This window comes from Arthrobacter sp. JUb119 (assembly GCF_024807995.1).
Classification (GTDB): Bacteria; Actinomycetota; Actinomycetes; order Actinomycetales; family Micrococcaceae; genus Glutamicibacter.
The window spans coordinates 66,709-80,102 of the sequence record NZ_JANUFE010000007.1; the positions used below are offsets into that span (position 1 = coordinate 66,709).

Consider the following 13,394-nt stretch of genomic DNA (forward strand, 5'->3'; position numbering starts at 1 on the left):
GGCGACAGTTCTCTGCAAGCTAATCCATCGTCATCTTCGGTTCAACTAATGGACGGTAGGCAGACTGCATCGAGATCTGGGCATCCTCGTAGCTGGTGCCATCGGCAAAGGCGATATCTGCTGTTGCCCACGACCCGTTCCAGTACTTGATGTCCAACTTGGTCGGCGAATATTCCTTCTGGACGTTCGCCTCGAGGTTGCTCATCGCGGTGTTGTAGCCGGTGATGCCCATGACCAGGAAGATGGCCGTCACCACCACGGCAATTCCGGCAGAAATGAACTCGGTGCGAATAGATGCGCGGCGCGCATAAGTCTGCTCCCCGTCACGCAGGCGAGTGAAGCCCTTGCGGCGGACCAGGGCGTGGATGAACAAGGGCAACCCGATCAGCAAAAAGACCACAGAAGCCGCTAGGGACATCAGGGGAAGGCCGAAGACCACCGGTAGATACTCATCCATGTATTTACCCTACCCATGTCAGTGGAGAACTTCTAGGGTTAAATCGCCTTGCCCGGGTTCAAGATGCCCTGTGGATCGAACACAGCGCGCACCCGTCGCTGCAGTGCAAGCGAGGTCTCGCCCAGCTCCTCGGCCAACCAATCCTGCTTGAGCAATCCGATGCCGTGCTCGCCGGTGAGCGTGCCGCCCAGGGCCTTGGCGAGGTGGAACATGTCTCCCAGCGCGGCCTTCGGCGCGCCACTGGTGATGGATTGGCCTTCGGGCACCACGATGATCGGATGCAGGTTGCCATCGGCGGCATGGGCAATGGTGAAGATCGATACCCCGCGTTCCTCCTCGATGCGCTGCAGGCCGGCGAAGGCTTCGGCCAAGCGATTGCGCGGCACGCCGATATCGCAGATCGAGGCGGTGCCCAGCAGCTCCATGCTCGGGATGGCTTGGCGCCGGGCTTCGATAAGCGCCTCGGCTTGTTCCTGGTCCCTGGCGATCTCGATGTGCCCGGCCAGCGGGGCGATCGCATCCTGCAGTGCCTGCATTTCCAGCTGCGCGCCATAGCCGTCGGTCTGTGCGAGCAGCAAGGCGCCGCCGCGTGATCCATGGTCGGTTCCCAGCGCCGCATCGATTGCCTTCAAGGTCTTGCCGCACATCAGCTCCAGCACCGATGGGGTCAGCCGTTCGGCGATCACCGCCGAGGCGGCCTTCGCGGCGGTATCTTCATCGGGGAAGTAGGCGACCAAGGTGGAGGTGTGCTTGGGCTTCGGGCGCAGGCGCAGCAACGCTTCAACCACGATGCCCAGGGTGCCTTCCGAGCCGATCATCAGCGCATTCATGTCATAGCCGGCCACGCCCTTGATGGTCCGCCGCCCGGTACGCAGCAGCTGCCCGTCGGGCAGCACCACCAGCAAGCTGAGCACCGACTCGCGGGTCACCCCGTACTTGGCGCACCACATGCCACCGGCGTTGGTGGCAATATTGCCGCCGATCGAGCAGATCGCGGTACTGGCAGGATCCGGGGCGTAGAACAGCCCGTGCTCGCCGGCGGCCTGGTTGACCGCCGCGTTGATCACTCCGGGCTGCACCACCGCGGTGGCTTCCACCGGATCAATTTCCAGGATCTTGTCCATCCGGGACAAATCGAGCACGATCTGCCCGGCCTGCGCACTAGAACCTGCCGCCAGCCCGGTCCCCGCTCCGCGCGGGACGATCGTGGCCCCATGCTGGTGGGCCAGCTTCATCGCCAGCACCACATCATCGATGTCCTGCGCGAAGATCACCCCGTCGGCAAAGGTTTCGGGCGCATAGCCGGAGCGGTCCACGCTGGCCTGCTTGCGGTCCTGCTCATCGAGCGAGGCACGGGGATGGGCGTAAAGCACTGGGCTGGTCGCCACGGTGTTCATCTCGATCTCCTTGGAATGCAGAACTGGCAGGACAGCGGGGCTGTCCTGCCAGTGGGGTGCTATTGAACGAACGTGTCGGCGACGATCAGGGCCTGCTCGAGGCGATCCAGCGCCTCGATGAGCACCTCATCCTCGATGTTCATGGCAGGTACCACATGCAGCCGGTTGAAGTTGGCGAAGGGCAGGAGCCCTGCGGCCTTCGCGGCGGCAACCACCTGGTTCATCTCCGGGCTGCTGCCTCCATAGGCGGCCAGCGGCTCGCGGGATTCCCGGTTCTTCACCAGTTCGATCGCCCAGAACACGCCGGTTCCGCGCACCTCGCCCACGCTCGGGTGCTCGGCGGCGAACTGCGCCAGGCGCGGCCCGATGATTTCCTCGCCCAGGCGCTTTGCGTTCTCGACCATGCCCTCATCCTCCATCGCCGTGATGGTGGCCACCGCCGCCGCGCAGGCCAGCGGGTGGCCCGAGTAGGTCAACCCGCCCGGGTAGACCCGCTCGCGGAAGGTCTCGAAGATCTCCGGGCTGATCGCCACCCCGCCCAGCGGCACGTAGCCGGAGTTCACGCCCTTGGCGAAGGTCAGCAGGTCCGGAACCACGCCGGCATGGTCCACCGCGAACCATTGCCCGCTGCGCCCGAACCCGGCCATCACCTCATCGGCGATGTACACGATGCCGTGCTTCTCGGTCAGCTCGCGCACGCCTTGCAGATAGCCCGGGGGCGGCAGGTAGATGCCCGCGGTGCCCGGAATGCTCTCCAAGATGATCGCGGCAATGGTGCTGGGGCCTTCCAGCAGGATGGTGTCCTCCAGGTGCTTCAGCGCCCGGGCCGTCTCCTCCTCGGGGGTGCTCGAATTGAAGTAGGAGCGGTACGGGTAGGCCGGGAAGAAGTGCACCACCCCATCGGTGGCATGATCCGAGGCGAAGCGCCGCGGATCCCCGGTGAGGTTCACCGCCAGGTGGGTGCCGCCGTGGTAGGAACGGTACGCGGAGAGCACCTTGTGCTTGCCGGTATGCAGCCGCGCCATGCGCACCGCATGCTCCACCGCATCGGCACCGCCATTGGTGAAGAAGATCTTGTCCAGCTGCCCGGGGGTATGCTTGGCAACCAGCCGGGCCGCTTCCGAGCGCGCGTCATTCACATGCTGCGGGGCGATGGTGGCCAGCTTGCCGGCCTGCTCCTGGATCGCGGCGATCACCTTCGGGTGCTGGTGCCCGATGTTCGTGTTCACCAGCTGGCTGGAGAGGTCGATCAGCGCGTTGCCCTCGCCGTCCCATACCCAGGAGCCTTCGGCCTTCAGGATGGCCATCGGGGCGAACGGCCCCTGGGCCTGCCAGGAGTGGAAGACGTGCTTGCGGTCCAGCTCGTAGGCGTGCTGGCCAGCGGCGATATCCGCTGCGGAAACGCCCTGCGTCAGTGGCTGTGCCAGTGGTTCAGTCATGGGTATCAGTCATTCTGCGGGAAGCCGAGGTTGATGCCGCCGTGGCTGGGATCCAGCCAGCGCTTGGTGATCACCTTGTTGCGGGTGAAGAACTTGAAGCCCTCCGGGCCGTAGGCGTGCTGGTCGCCGAACAGCGAGGCCTTCCAGCCGCCGAAGGAGTGGTAGCCCACCGGTACCGGGATCGGCACGTTGACCCCGACCATGCCCACCTGGATCTCGTCCTCGAAGCGGCGGGCCGCGCCGCCGTCGTTGGTGAAGATCGCGGTGCCATTGCCGTACGGCGAAGAGTTGATCAGCTCGATGCCCTCGTTGAAGCTCTCCACGCGCACCACCGAGAGCACCGGACCGAAGATTTCCTCGGTGTAGATGGACATGTCCGTGCCGACATGGTCGAACATCGTCGGATGCAGGAAGAAGCCCTCGCCATCAGCATCCACGGTGCCGGTGCGGCCATCGAGCACCAGGTCCGCGCCGGCGGAGATGCCGGCCTCGATGTACCCGGCCACCTTCGCCTTGTGCTCGCCGGTGATCAGCGGGCCCATGTCGCAGCCGCGGGTGCCATCGCCCACGCGCAGCGTCTTGGCGCGTTCGGCGATCTTGGCCACCAGCTCATCGGCGATGGTGTCGATCGCGACGACTACGGAGATCGCCATGCAGCGCTCGCCGGCCGCGCCGAAGCCTGCGTTGACCGCCATGTCGGCGGCCAGGTCCAGGTCGGCATCCGGAAGCACCAGCATGTGGTTCTTCGCGCCGCCAAAGGCCTGCACCCGCTTGTTGTGCGCGGTGCCGGTGGAGTAGACGTACTGCGCGATCGGGGTGGAACCCACGAAGGACACGGAGTTCACGCGCGGATCGGTCAGCAGGGTGTCCACCGCCTCCTTGTCGCCGTGCACCACGTTCAGCACGCCCTCGGGCAGGCCGGCCTCGGTGAACAGCTCGGCCAGCCAGTTGGCGGCCGACGGGTCCTTCTCCGATGGCTTGAGCACCACCGCGTTGCCGGCGGCGATCGCTACCGGGAAGAACCACAGCGGCACCATGGCCGGGAAGTTGAAGGGGGAGATGATGGCCGAGATGCCGACCGGCTGGCGCATGGACTGCACGTCGATGCCGGTGGAGGCGTTCTGCGAGAACTCGCCCTTGAGCAGGTAGGGCGCGTTGCAGCACAGCTCGACGACTTCCAGGCCGCGGGCCACTTCGCCCAGCGCGTCGTCCAGCACCTTGCCGTGCTCGGCGGTGATGATCGCGGCCAGCTCGCCCTTGCGCTCGGCCAGCAGCTGGCGGAAGTTGAACATGATCGCGGTGCGGCGGGCCAGCGAGGTGTCGCGCCACTTCGGGAAGGCCTCGGCGGCTGCGGCGATCGCATGCTCGGTGGTGGCCTTGGAGGCCAGCGCAACCTGGCGGGTGACCTCGCCGGTGGCGGGGTTGTAGATCTTGCCGGTGCGGTCATCGGCGGAGTAATTGGCGTTGTTGATCCAGTGCTGCAGTGTGCCGGTCAGCGTTGCGGTCATCGTATCGGCCTTTCGAAGTTGGGTGCCTGCCTTCATCATGGGTCATGGATGTGAGGGACAACACCATCACTGTGTCATGATTTAAGCACTAGTGCTGACGGAGTGTAAAAATGCTGACGGTAGACGAGGTACTGCACCTGCCGGTGGTCCAGGCCGCCGACCCCCAGGTGCTCTGCGGAACAGGGATGGACGCGCCGCTTCGCTGGGTGCACGTGACCGAATCCACCGAGAACATCGACCTGCTGCTGGGCCGCGAGCTGATCCTCACGACCCTGCGCAACGTGAGCGACGTGCGCGCCTTCATCACCGCGCTGCGCGAGGCCGGGGCCGTCGGGGTCATCATCGAGGACCTTTCCGGCGCACCGCTGGACGTCGCCGACCTGGGCCTGCCGGTCATCGCCCTGCGCACCACCACCCGCTTCGTGTCCATCACCGAGGTCATCCACCAGAAACTCGTCGCCGAGCAGCTCGAGGCCGTCCAGTTCTCCCGCACGGTGCACGAAATCTACACCGGGCTCTCGCTGACCGAGGCCGACGAAGCGCAGATCGTGGACCGCACCGCGCAGCTGCTCTCGGCCCCCGTGGTCCTGGAAGATGTCCGCCACCACGTGCTCGCCCAGTCCGGCGCGCAACTGGAACACTGGATCACCCGTTCGCGCTTCGTCGGGTTCCTGGAGCACACTGGACGCGCCACCGGCACCGAGAACTGGCTGCAGACCCCGGTCGGCGCGGTCCGCAGCCGCTGGGGGCGGCTGATCGTCCCGGCCATCCTGGAGGACGACGACCGCGCGGCCCTGGTGCTGGAACGGGCCGGCCAGGCGCTGACCATCGCCCGCCTGTCCGGGCGCGACCAGCGCGAGCTGCTCTACCAGGCGCGCACCTCCACGCTGCACGAACTGCAGGCCGGGCACAGCTACAGCGACAAGGACATCGCCATCCGCACCCAGGCCCTGGGCCTGGCCGCCGCCCCCTACTATGTCCCGGTGGTCATCTCCCTGGCCGGTTCCGGAACGCCGACCGAAACCCAGCTGGCCGACCGCGCCCTGCTCGAAGTGCTCGACCAGCTGGCCGACACCCTGCACCTGGGCATCCTGGCCGGCTCGCTCAAGCCCGGGTACCTGGGGCTGATCCTGCCGCTGCGCGCCCGCGAACTGCTGGACTCCACCCTGCAGGGCTTCACCCGCCGGCTGGCCGAGCAGCTCACCGCGCCGGTGGCCATCGGCGTGGGGCCCGAAGGCACCCTGGCCACCAGCATCGCCGGGCTGGAGGAAGCCGCGCAGGTCGCGCAGATCGTCCCGCACCTGCCCACCCGCGCCCAGCCCTACTACCGCTTCGCCGACCTGCGCCTGCGCGGGGTGCTCTCGGCCATGGGCAGCGACCCGAAGCTGCGCACCTTCGCGCTGGCCGAGCTCTCCGGCCTGCTCAACCCGCTCGACCTGGCCGCCCTTGACCTGCTCGATCTCTACCTGGCCCACGGCGGGAACAAAACCGCGCTGGCCAAGGCCGGCTACCTCTCGCGGCCCACCCTCTACTCCCGGCTGGCCAAGCTCGAAGCCAAGCTCGGGGTGCAGCTGGACTCCGCCGAGTCCCGCGCCTCGCTGCAGGTGGCGCTGCTCTGGTACCGCATGCACGGCTGAGCTATCCACACTTGGCTCCCGGTGAGAAAACCCCGCAGGACGCCGCAGACATCATGGGGGCATGAGCACAGAACAGGCACAGGCGCTGAAGGACCTGGCCGACGCGGAAGAACTCATCGCATCGGCCACCGCGGTCCTTGCCGGCGGGCCATTGAGCCCCGGCCACGCGGCCTGCTTTGCGCAGCTTGCTGACAAGCTCGCCCGCCGCCAGAGCCGCACCCAGCTGCACGCCGCCCATGCGCTGCGCCGCACCGGTGCCCACAAGCTCGACCAGGAATCCTTCCAGGCCGTCACCGAGGCAGGCGAGCACCCGAGCCTCGCCGCATTCCAGGTGGCCGCCGGGCGCACCACCACTGCCCGCACGCATTTCAAGAACACGGCCGGGCTGCTGCACGGCTGGCTGGACATCCCGCGCAGCACGGTCCGCGACCGGCTGGCCCTGGTGGATTGCTTGCTGGGCGGTGTCGACGAGGCAGGGCAACCGCTGCCCGCCTGGTTGCCGGAACTGGCCGGGCAATTCGCCGACCCCGACGTGGATCCCCGGCTGGTGTCCTCGGCCGCGCTGAAACTGCATTCGGCCCGCAAGGACTTCGGCGAAGGCCAGGCCGGGCAGGCCAAGAAGGACCAGCTGCAAGCCGAATCGGCCGCCTTCATCCGCAGCGAACCCAAGGCCGCCCGCAGGCACATCAACGCACTGGTGGCGCAGGTGAAGTCCGGCCAGCGCCCGTTGCAGGCCCTGCTGGATGGGATCGGGATCTTCAAGAAGGGCATGCGCCAGGGCCTGGTCGAATACGTCCTGCGCGTCCTGCCCGCCCATGCGGCGATGATCGAAGCGTATTTCAACGCGCTGGACAACCCGGCCACCGTGGCCGGGAACCGCGAAGCCCTGGCGCACGCCGAGGCGCAGTTCACCGGTGCCCAGGGCAGCGGCTGGGATGACGAGGAATCGATGCCCGACTGGGCCAAAGACGGGGAACCTGCCGGATCGGCACCCGAGGGATCCGCCGAACCTGAAGAACCCGAAGAACCTGACAAACCTGACGAACCTGGAGAACCCGAGGAACCCGAAGAACCTGAAGAGCCCGAGGAACCTGCCGGCCCGGCCGCCACCCAGTTCGAGGAGCTCAGGCCAGAACGACGCCGGCTCGTAGGATTCCTGGCCTTGCTGATGACCGACCGCAACCAGAGCGGTTCGCCAGGGAGGCAACCCGGGTTGGCGGTACCGCAGGTGAGCATCATCCTGGATTACGAGAAGATGAGACGCGACGGCAAGGAATTCGCGGTCACTTCCACCGGGATCCAGCTATCCCCGGGCGAAACCAGAGCGGCATTGTGCACGGCCGGAATCTATCCGCTGGTGCTGAACGGCCAGAGCCTTCCCCTGGATCTGGGCCGCACCCAGCGGCTGTATAGCAAGGCGCAGGGCCGCGCCATCCGGGCGGCCTATCGAGGGTGCCTGTATCCGGGATGCAGCATGCCCGCCGAACGATGCGAACTGGATCATCTCGACGCGTGGGAAAAGGGCGGCAACACGGATATCGAGTCCGCGGCCTTGGGATGCATGATCCACCATATCGGCAGGCATTGCGGGTTGTTCCACGCGGTGAAGATCCCTGGATGCCGGCCGATGGCCCTGCTGTCCAAGGAACTCGACCCGCAGCAGAAACTCCGGGTGAACACCTACTGGATGACCCCGCAGGAAGCCCTGGCGGCCGATGCCCTCGCCGAGCGCATGACCGCGAAGTGGCGTGCCGGGGAACTGGACATCGAGATCGTGGAGCCCTAGTCATCCTCCGGGTAGGGCCACCGCACGTCTTTGCGAACTCCATCGGACCACTGGGCGATCCACTCTCCGGTGCCTTCGGAGACATCGCGGACCCCTGCCTCCAGCCACTGGAACTTCCCGTCCAGCAGGTCCGCGGCGATCCGTCCATCGGTACGGGTGGTGTTTTTCCAGAGCCTGTCGAAATGCTCCTCGCAGCGTTGCGCGGCCTGTTCGCAGAAGGCCAGGGCAAGATCCTGCGCAGAGTCGCGCTGGCCGGCCGGGGACTGCGGCAGCGCAGTGGTCTTGGCGATCACCGCGGACATGGCGAACAGCTCCGCGCCGATATCCACGATATGGCCCAGGAAGACCTGCTGCTTTTCCAGGCCGGCCTGCCAGCGCGCCATCCCGGCGAACGTCTGGCGTGCCAGCCGCCGCGAGGTCCGCTCCACGTAGCGCAGGTGCTTGGCCAATGGGCCGTGCTCGGCATAGGAGTTCGGAAGCGAGCCTGCGCCCATCGCAAGTTTGGGCAGCCACCGGGCATAGAACCCCGAGGCATCCACCGCCGCTCGGGCCTTGTCCTGGATGCTCGACCCGGCGCGCGCCAGGTCCCCGGCCGCCTGCAGGTGCGCATCCACGGCCTCGCGGGCAATCAGCAGGTGCATGATTTCGGTGGAGCCTTCGAAGATGCGGTTGATCCGCAGGTCGCGCAGCATCTGTTCGACCGGCACCGCCCGCTCGCCGCGCGCTGCCTGCGACTGCGCGGTCTCGAATCCGCGCCCGCCGCGGATCTGCAGCAGCTCATCGGCGATCGTGCAGGCGGTCTCCGAAGCCCAGAGCTTGGCCAGTGCCGCCTCGATGCGAATATCCTTCATGCCGGCATCGGCCAGCCGGGCGGACACCTCGAACACCGCTTCCAGCGCATAGCTGCTGGCCGCGATGCAGGCGAGCTTGCCGGCGACGGCTTGGTGCTTGCCGACCGGGTGGCCCCACTGCACGCGGGCCGCGGACCATTCACGGGCGATCTTCGTGGACCATTTGCCGGCCCCGGCGCACATGGCCGGGATGGACAAGCGCCCGGTGTTCAGGGTGCTCAGCGCGATCTTCAGCCCCGAGCCTTCCTTGCCCAGGCGGTTGGCCGCCGGCACGCGCACCGAGCGGAACCGGGTCACCCCGTTCTCGATTCCGCGCAGGCCCATGAACTGGTTGCGGTTCTCGACGGTGATGCCCGCGGTATCGGCCTCGACGATGAAGGCGGTGATTCCGCCGCGACCTGCAGGCTCTTGGCCGAGGGCCTCATGCGGCTGCACCGCGGCCATCACCACGAGCAGCTCGGCGACCACCCCGTTGGTGGTCCACAGCTTCGCGCCATCCAGCATGTAGTGGCTGCCGTCGTGACTGAGCCGGGCTTCGGTGCCCAACCGTGCAGGGTCGGAACCGACATCGTTCTCGGTGAGCAGGAAGGCGCTGATGGCTCCTGCCGCGCAGCGCGGCAGGTACTCGCGTTTTTGCTCCTCGGTGCCGAAGGACTTCACCGGTTCGGGGACGCCGATGGACTGGTGGGCCGAGAGCAGCGCGCCGATGGCCGGGGAAACCACGCCGACGCGCATCAGCGCCCGGCCGTAGTCCAGCAGGCTCAGCCCCAGTCCGCCGTATTCGACCGGGATCTTCATGCCGAAGGCGCCGATGCGGCGAAGCTGGGCAATATATTCGCCGGGGATGCGCGCCTGGGCTTCGATGCGCTCCGGGTCGATGCCATCGAGGACCGCTTCGAGCTGCGGCAGGAATTCCTGTCCGCGTTCTGGATGCAGGGCGCTGGGCAATGGTTCGATCAGGGAGAAGTCCACGGCCCCCATGTACAGGCCCTTGGCGAAGCTGGGCCGGTCGAACTGCTCGCGGGACTCCTCGGCGACTTGCCTGGATTTGTCGGCGTTGATTTGCATGGCGATCCCCTTTGGCTCGGCGATCGGCCGCGGCGCCATCGCCTGGTGGCACCAGCGTAGCTGCCAAACCCCGGGGTTGCTAGAGCGCGTGCAAGTGGCCGCGGATCGCCTGGCCGGCGTCGTGCAGGTTCTCTCCTTCGAGCAGCACGAACGCCTGCCCGAAGGTCAGCTCATGGATCTGCGATGCGGTTTGCCCTAATTCGCGGGCGATCCGTGCGGTGCTGGCCCGATGGTCGCGCTGCAGGGAGGGGAAGACCAGGGAGAAGACCCGGGAGACCAGCTGCTGGTGCTCCTGGGCCGGTTCCAGCGCCAGCTCCTGGGACAACCACTGGTAGGCGCCCTCGCCCAGCAAGCCGCGGGCACGCGAATGCGCGAGGATCACCTGGGCCGGTGCACCGAACTGCTCTTCGAGTGCCAGCAGCTGCGGGATCTGCAGGGAATCGGAGACCCGCACCTGCAGGGACAGGGAGGGCAGGAGCAAGCGTGCCGCGAATTCGTCGGCCTCGCGTTCCGCGGCGGCCACCTGCTCGCGGTTCTCGCCCAGCGAGGAGTGCATCAGCAGATGCCCCAGCTCGTGGGCCATCGCCAGGCGCTGTGCATTGCGGCTGCCGGCGGCCAGGAAGATGAAGGCCTGCTCGTCTTCCCAGAAGCTGAAGGTCTTGACCGCTTCGAGCGAGGCCGGCAGGCTCAGCACCCGCACCCCGCGGGCTTCGAGCAGATGCAGCAGATCGGGCAGCGCGCCGCATCCCAGATCCCATTCGGTGCGCAGATGCGCGGCGGCATCTTCCGGGGTGAAGCCGCACAGCTCGGGGATCCCGGTGTGCGGGAGCCGGAAGTTCCGCGTGATCAGGTTGTAGAGTTCTACGCCGTTGCGGCCCAGCGCGGCTGCGGCGACTTTTTGCGCGGTGCTGGTGCGGCGCGGGGAGCGGAAGAAGATCCGTTCGGTGTCGATGCCCTGGGCCGCGGGAAGCCGGAAGAACTGCGGCGCGCAGCCCAGCGCATCGGCCAGCGCAAGGGAAAGATCCTCGGGAGCATGGGCGAGTTCGCGCTCGCAAATACCCAGCGAGGCGGCCAAGGCGGACCGGCTCAGCGCTGCACGTTCGCGTGCCAACCTGATTCTGGTCGGTTCCAAAGTCATGAGGTTCCTGCAATCTTCCAAAAGGCGATCTTGATCGTCTAATGACCTCAGACTAGTGGCCTATGCCACAAAGCACCAATTGCGTGCAGCTTCGTGAAGTAACACGCTCTGACTTGCAAAAAGGCTCGCAGGCGATGCCTGCGAGCCTTCGTGGCGCTAGATCTTGCTGGCCGCTTCCTTCAGCACGGTGCGCAGGATGGATTCGATCTGGTCGAACTCCGGCTGCCCGATCGTGATGGGCGGAGCCAGCTGGATGACCGGGTCGCCGCGATCGTCGGCGCGGCAATACAGTCCCGCCTCCCACAGGGCCGGGGAGAGGTACCCGCGCAGCAGGCGTTCGGACTCCGCGTCGCTGAAGGTCTCCTTGGTCGCCTTGTCCTTGACCAGCTCGATCCCGTAGAAGTAGCCGGCGCCGCGCACGTCGCCAACGATGTCCAGATCGGTGAGCTTGGACAGCGTGGATTTGAACGCGTCGGCGTTGTTCTTGACGTTCTCGTTCAATCCTTCCCGCTCGAAGATGTCCAGGTTCGCCATCGCCACCGCGGCTGCCACCGGATGCCCGCCAAAGGTATAGCCGTGGTAGAAGGTGGTATCGCCCTTGGTGAAAGGCTCGAACAGCTTGTCGGAAACGACCATCACGCCCAGCGGGACATAGCCACTGGTCAGCGCCTTTGCCGAGGTGATGATGTCCGGAACGTAGCCGAAGTCGTTGCAGGCGAACATCGAGCCGATGCGGCCGAACGCGCAGATGGTTTCGTCGGAAACCAGCAGCACATCGTATTCGTCACAGATCTCGCGGACCCGGTCGAAGTACCCCGGTGGTGGCGGGAAGCAGCCGCCGGAGTTCTGCACCGGTTCCAGGAAGACCGCCGCCACGGTGTCGGCGCCTTCGAATTCGATGGCTTCGCGGATGCGCTCCGCGGCCCACAGCCCGAAGTCCTTCTCGTTGTCCGCGAACATCTGCGGTGCGCGGTAGAAGTTGGTGTTCGGCACGCGGAAGGTGCCGGGGACCAAGGGCTCGAACGGGGTCTTCATATCCGGCAGCGAGGTGATGGCCAAGGCTCCCTGAGGGGTGCCGTGGTAGGCCAGGGCGCGCGAAATGACCTTGGTTTTGCCCGGCTTGCCCTTCATCTTGAAATGCTGCTTGGCCAGCTTGAAGGCGGATTCGACCGCCTCGCCGCCGCCGGTGGTGAAGAAGACGCGGTTCAAGTCGCCCGGTGCATAGCTGGCCAGGCGCTCAGCCAGGTCGATCGCCGGTTCGTGGGCGTAGGACCACAGCGGCATGAAGGCCAGCTTCTCGGCCTGCTTGGCCATGGCTTCGGCCAATTCGGCGCGCCCGTGCCCCGCGTTGACCACGAACAGCCCGGCCAAGCCGTCGATGTATTCGCGCCCGGCATCGTCGTAGATCTTGTGCCCCTCGCCGCGCGAGATGATCGGAACATGCGCGCCGTTGGAAATTCCGGAGTGCCGGGCCATGTGCATCCAAAGGTGATCGCGAGCGGCTTGCTGGCGATCGGTACCACGTGGTGTGTTCATCGTGTTCCCCAGTTGTATTCCTGTTTTTTGAGTGAAAGGTAGGTGTACGTATTGGTGCTGACCACGCCTTCGAGCCCGCGGATCGTTCCGATCACGCGCAGCAGGTCCTCATCGTTCGAGCAGATGACCTCCGCGAGGATGTCCGAGCTGCCGGCGGTGACCACGCAGTAGTCGACTTCCGGAAGTTCGGCGATCCGGTCGGCGGTGCCGCTGATGTCGCTGGCGGCGACGACGCCGATCATGGCCTGGCGGGTGAATCCCAATTCCAGCGGGTTGGTGACTGCGACGATTTGCACGACGCGGCTCTCGACCAGCTTCTGCACGCGCTGGCGCACAGCCGCTTCGCTCAGGCCCACTGCCTTGCCGATGGCGGCATAGGAGCGCCGGCCATCTTCCTGCAGCTGCTCGATGATCTCCTTGGAAATTTCATCAATGGCCTGTGCCGTATGCGAGGGCAGCGTCATATCGACCTCCTAGGTCTAAAGGGACTTTCCACAGACCCTACCGTCACTGATTCAGTTGCGAAAGGGGTATTTTTGAAAGTTTTCAGTTTTCGTAACGTAATTTTTACAAGGAA

At 66.1% G+C, this 13,394-nt stretch carries 10 protein-coding genes; 2 read left to right on the top strand and 8 right to left on the bottom strand.

Going from position 1 to position 13,394, the window contains the following annotated elements:
* Positions 1-19: 19 nt before the first annotated feature.
* The 4 genes from M2368_RS16320 to M2368_RS16335 are packed head-to-tail and all read right to left on the bottom strand — an operon-like array spanning position 20 to position 4,801.
* The gene (locus M2368_RS16320) at positions 20-457 is read right to left on the bottom strand and encodes a hypothetical protein (protein ID WP_431493218.1); all 438 of its coding nucleotides are present in this window, start codon (positions 455-457) and stop codon (positions 20-22) included.
* 38 nt (positions 458-495) lie between these two features.
* Positions 496-1,854, bottom strand: coding sequence for an FAD-binding oxidoreductase (locus tag M2368_RS16325; RefSeq protein ID WP_498724732.1), 1,359 nt, complete (start codon positions 1,852-1,854; stop codon positions 496-498).
* Between the two features lie 59 nt (positions 1,855-1,913).
* Positions 1,914-3,293: an aspartate aminotransferase family protein gene (locus M2368_RS16330; protein WP_498724733.1), complete on the bottom strand. Its 1,380-nt coding sequence runs from the start codon at positions 3,291-3,293 to the stop codon at positions 1,914-1,916.
* Positions 3,294-3,298: 5 nt separating this feature from the next.
* Positions 3,299-4,801, bottom strand: coding sequence for a CoA-acylating methylmalonate-semialdehyde dehydrogenase (locus tag M2368_RS16335; protein ID WP_332485879.1), 1,503 nt, complete (start codon positions 4,799-4,801; stop codon positions 3,299-3,301).
* Positions 4,802-4,911: 110 nt separating this feature from the next.
* On the opposite strand from M2368_RS16335, the gene M2368_RS16340 reads away from it, so the two are divergent.
* Entirely contained in the window at positions 4,912-6,438 is a 1,527-nt protein-coding gene (locus M2368_RS16340; protein WP_483561876.1) for a PucR family transcriptional regulator, read from the top strand.
* Between the two features lie 61 nt (positions 6,439-6,499).
* Positions 6,500-8,224, top strand: coding sequence for an HNH endonuclease signature motif containing protein (locus M2368_RS16345; RefSeq protein ID WP_498724734.1), 1,725 nt, complete (start codon positions 6,500-6,502; stop codon positions 8,222-8,224).
* Here M2368_RS16345 and M2368_RS16350 read toward each other — a convergent pair.
* From M2368_RS16350 to M2368_RS16365, 4 genes are all read right to left on the bottom strand, one after another.
* Positions 8,221-10,143: an acyl-CoA dehydrogenase family protein gene (locus M2368_RS16350; RefSeq protein WP_498724735.1), complete on the bottom strand. Its 1,923-nt coding sequence runs from the start codon at positions 10,141-10,143 to the stop codon at positions 8,221-8,223. The two genes, M2368_RS16345 and M2368_RS16350, sit on opposite strands and share 4 nt — an antisense overlap.
* A 79-nt stretch (positions 10,144-10,222) precedes the next feature.
* The gene (locus tag M2368_RS16355) at positions 10,223-11,281 is read right to left on the bottom strand and encodes an ImmA/IrrE family metallo-endopeptidase (RefSeq protein WP_332485883.1); all 1,059 of its coding nucleotides are present in this window, start codon (positions 11,279-11,281) and stop codon (positions 10,223-10,225) included.
* A gap of 156 nt (positions 11,282-11,437) precedes the next feature.
* Positions 11,438-12,817: an aspartate aminotransferase family protein gene (locus tag M2368_RS16360; protein WP_105657045.1), complete on the bottom strand. Its 1,380-nt coding sequence runs from the start codon at positions 12,815-12,817 to the stop codon at positions 11,438-11,440.
* Positions 12,814-13,281, bottom strand: coding sequence for an Lrp/AsnC family transcriptional regulator (locus M2368_RS16365; protein WP_105657044.1), 468 nt, complete (start codon positions 13,279-13,281; stop codon positions 12,814-12,816). Before M2368_RS16365 ends, M2368_RS16360 begins: the two co-directional genes overlap by 4 nt.
* Positions 13,282-13,394: the final 113 nt, after the last annotated feature.

Bases quoted from the DNA above. Each gene is read 5' to 3' on its own strand.
- M2368_RS16320 (WP_431493218.1), bottom strand. From the start codon at position 457: ATGGATGAGTATCTACCGGTGGTCTTCGGCCTTCCCCTGATGTCCCTA.
- M2368_RS16325 (WP_498724732.1), bottom strand. From the start codon at position 1,854: ATGAACACCGTGGCGACCAGCCCAGTGCTTTACGCCCATCCCCGTGCC.
- M2368_RS16330 (WP_498724733.1), bottom strand. From the start codon at position 3,293: ATGACTGAACCACTGGCACAGCCACTGACGCAGGGCGTTTCCGCAGCG.
- M2368_RS16335 (WP_332485879.1), bottom strand. From the start codon at position 4,801: ATGACCGCAACGCTGACCGGCACACTGCAGCACTGGATCAACAACGCC.
- M2368_RS16340 (WP_483561876.1), top strand. From the start codon at position 4,912: ATGCTGACGGTAGACGAGGTACTGCACCTGCCGGTGGTCCAGGCCGCC.
- M2368_RS16345 (WP_498724734.1), top strand. From the start codon at position 6,500: ATGAGCACAGAACAGGCACAGGCGCTGAAGGACCTGGCCGACGCGGAA.
- M2368_RS16350 (WP_498724735.1), bottom strand. From the start codon at position 10,143: ATGCAAATCAACGCCGACAAATCCAGGCAAGTCGCCGAGGAGTCCCGC.
- M2368_RS16355 (WP_332485883.1), bottom strand. From the start codon at position 11,281: ATGACTTTGGAACCGACCAGAATCAGGTTGGCACGCGAACGTGCAGCG.
- M2368_RS16360 (WP_105657045.1), bottom strand. From the start codon at position 12,817: ATGAACACACCACGTGGTACCGATCGCCAGCAAGCCGCTCGCGATCAC.
- M2368_RS16365 (WP_105657044.1), bottom strand. From the start codon at position 13,281: ATGACGCTGCCCTCGCATACGGCACAGGCCATTGATGAAATTTCCAAG.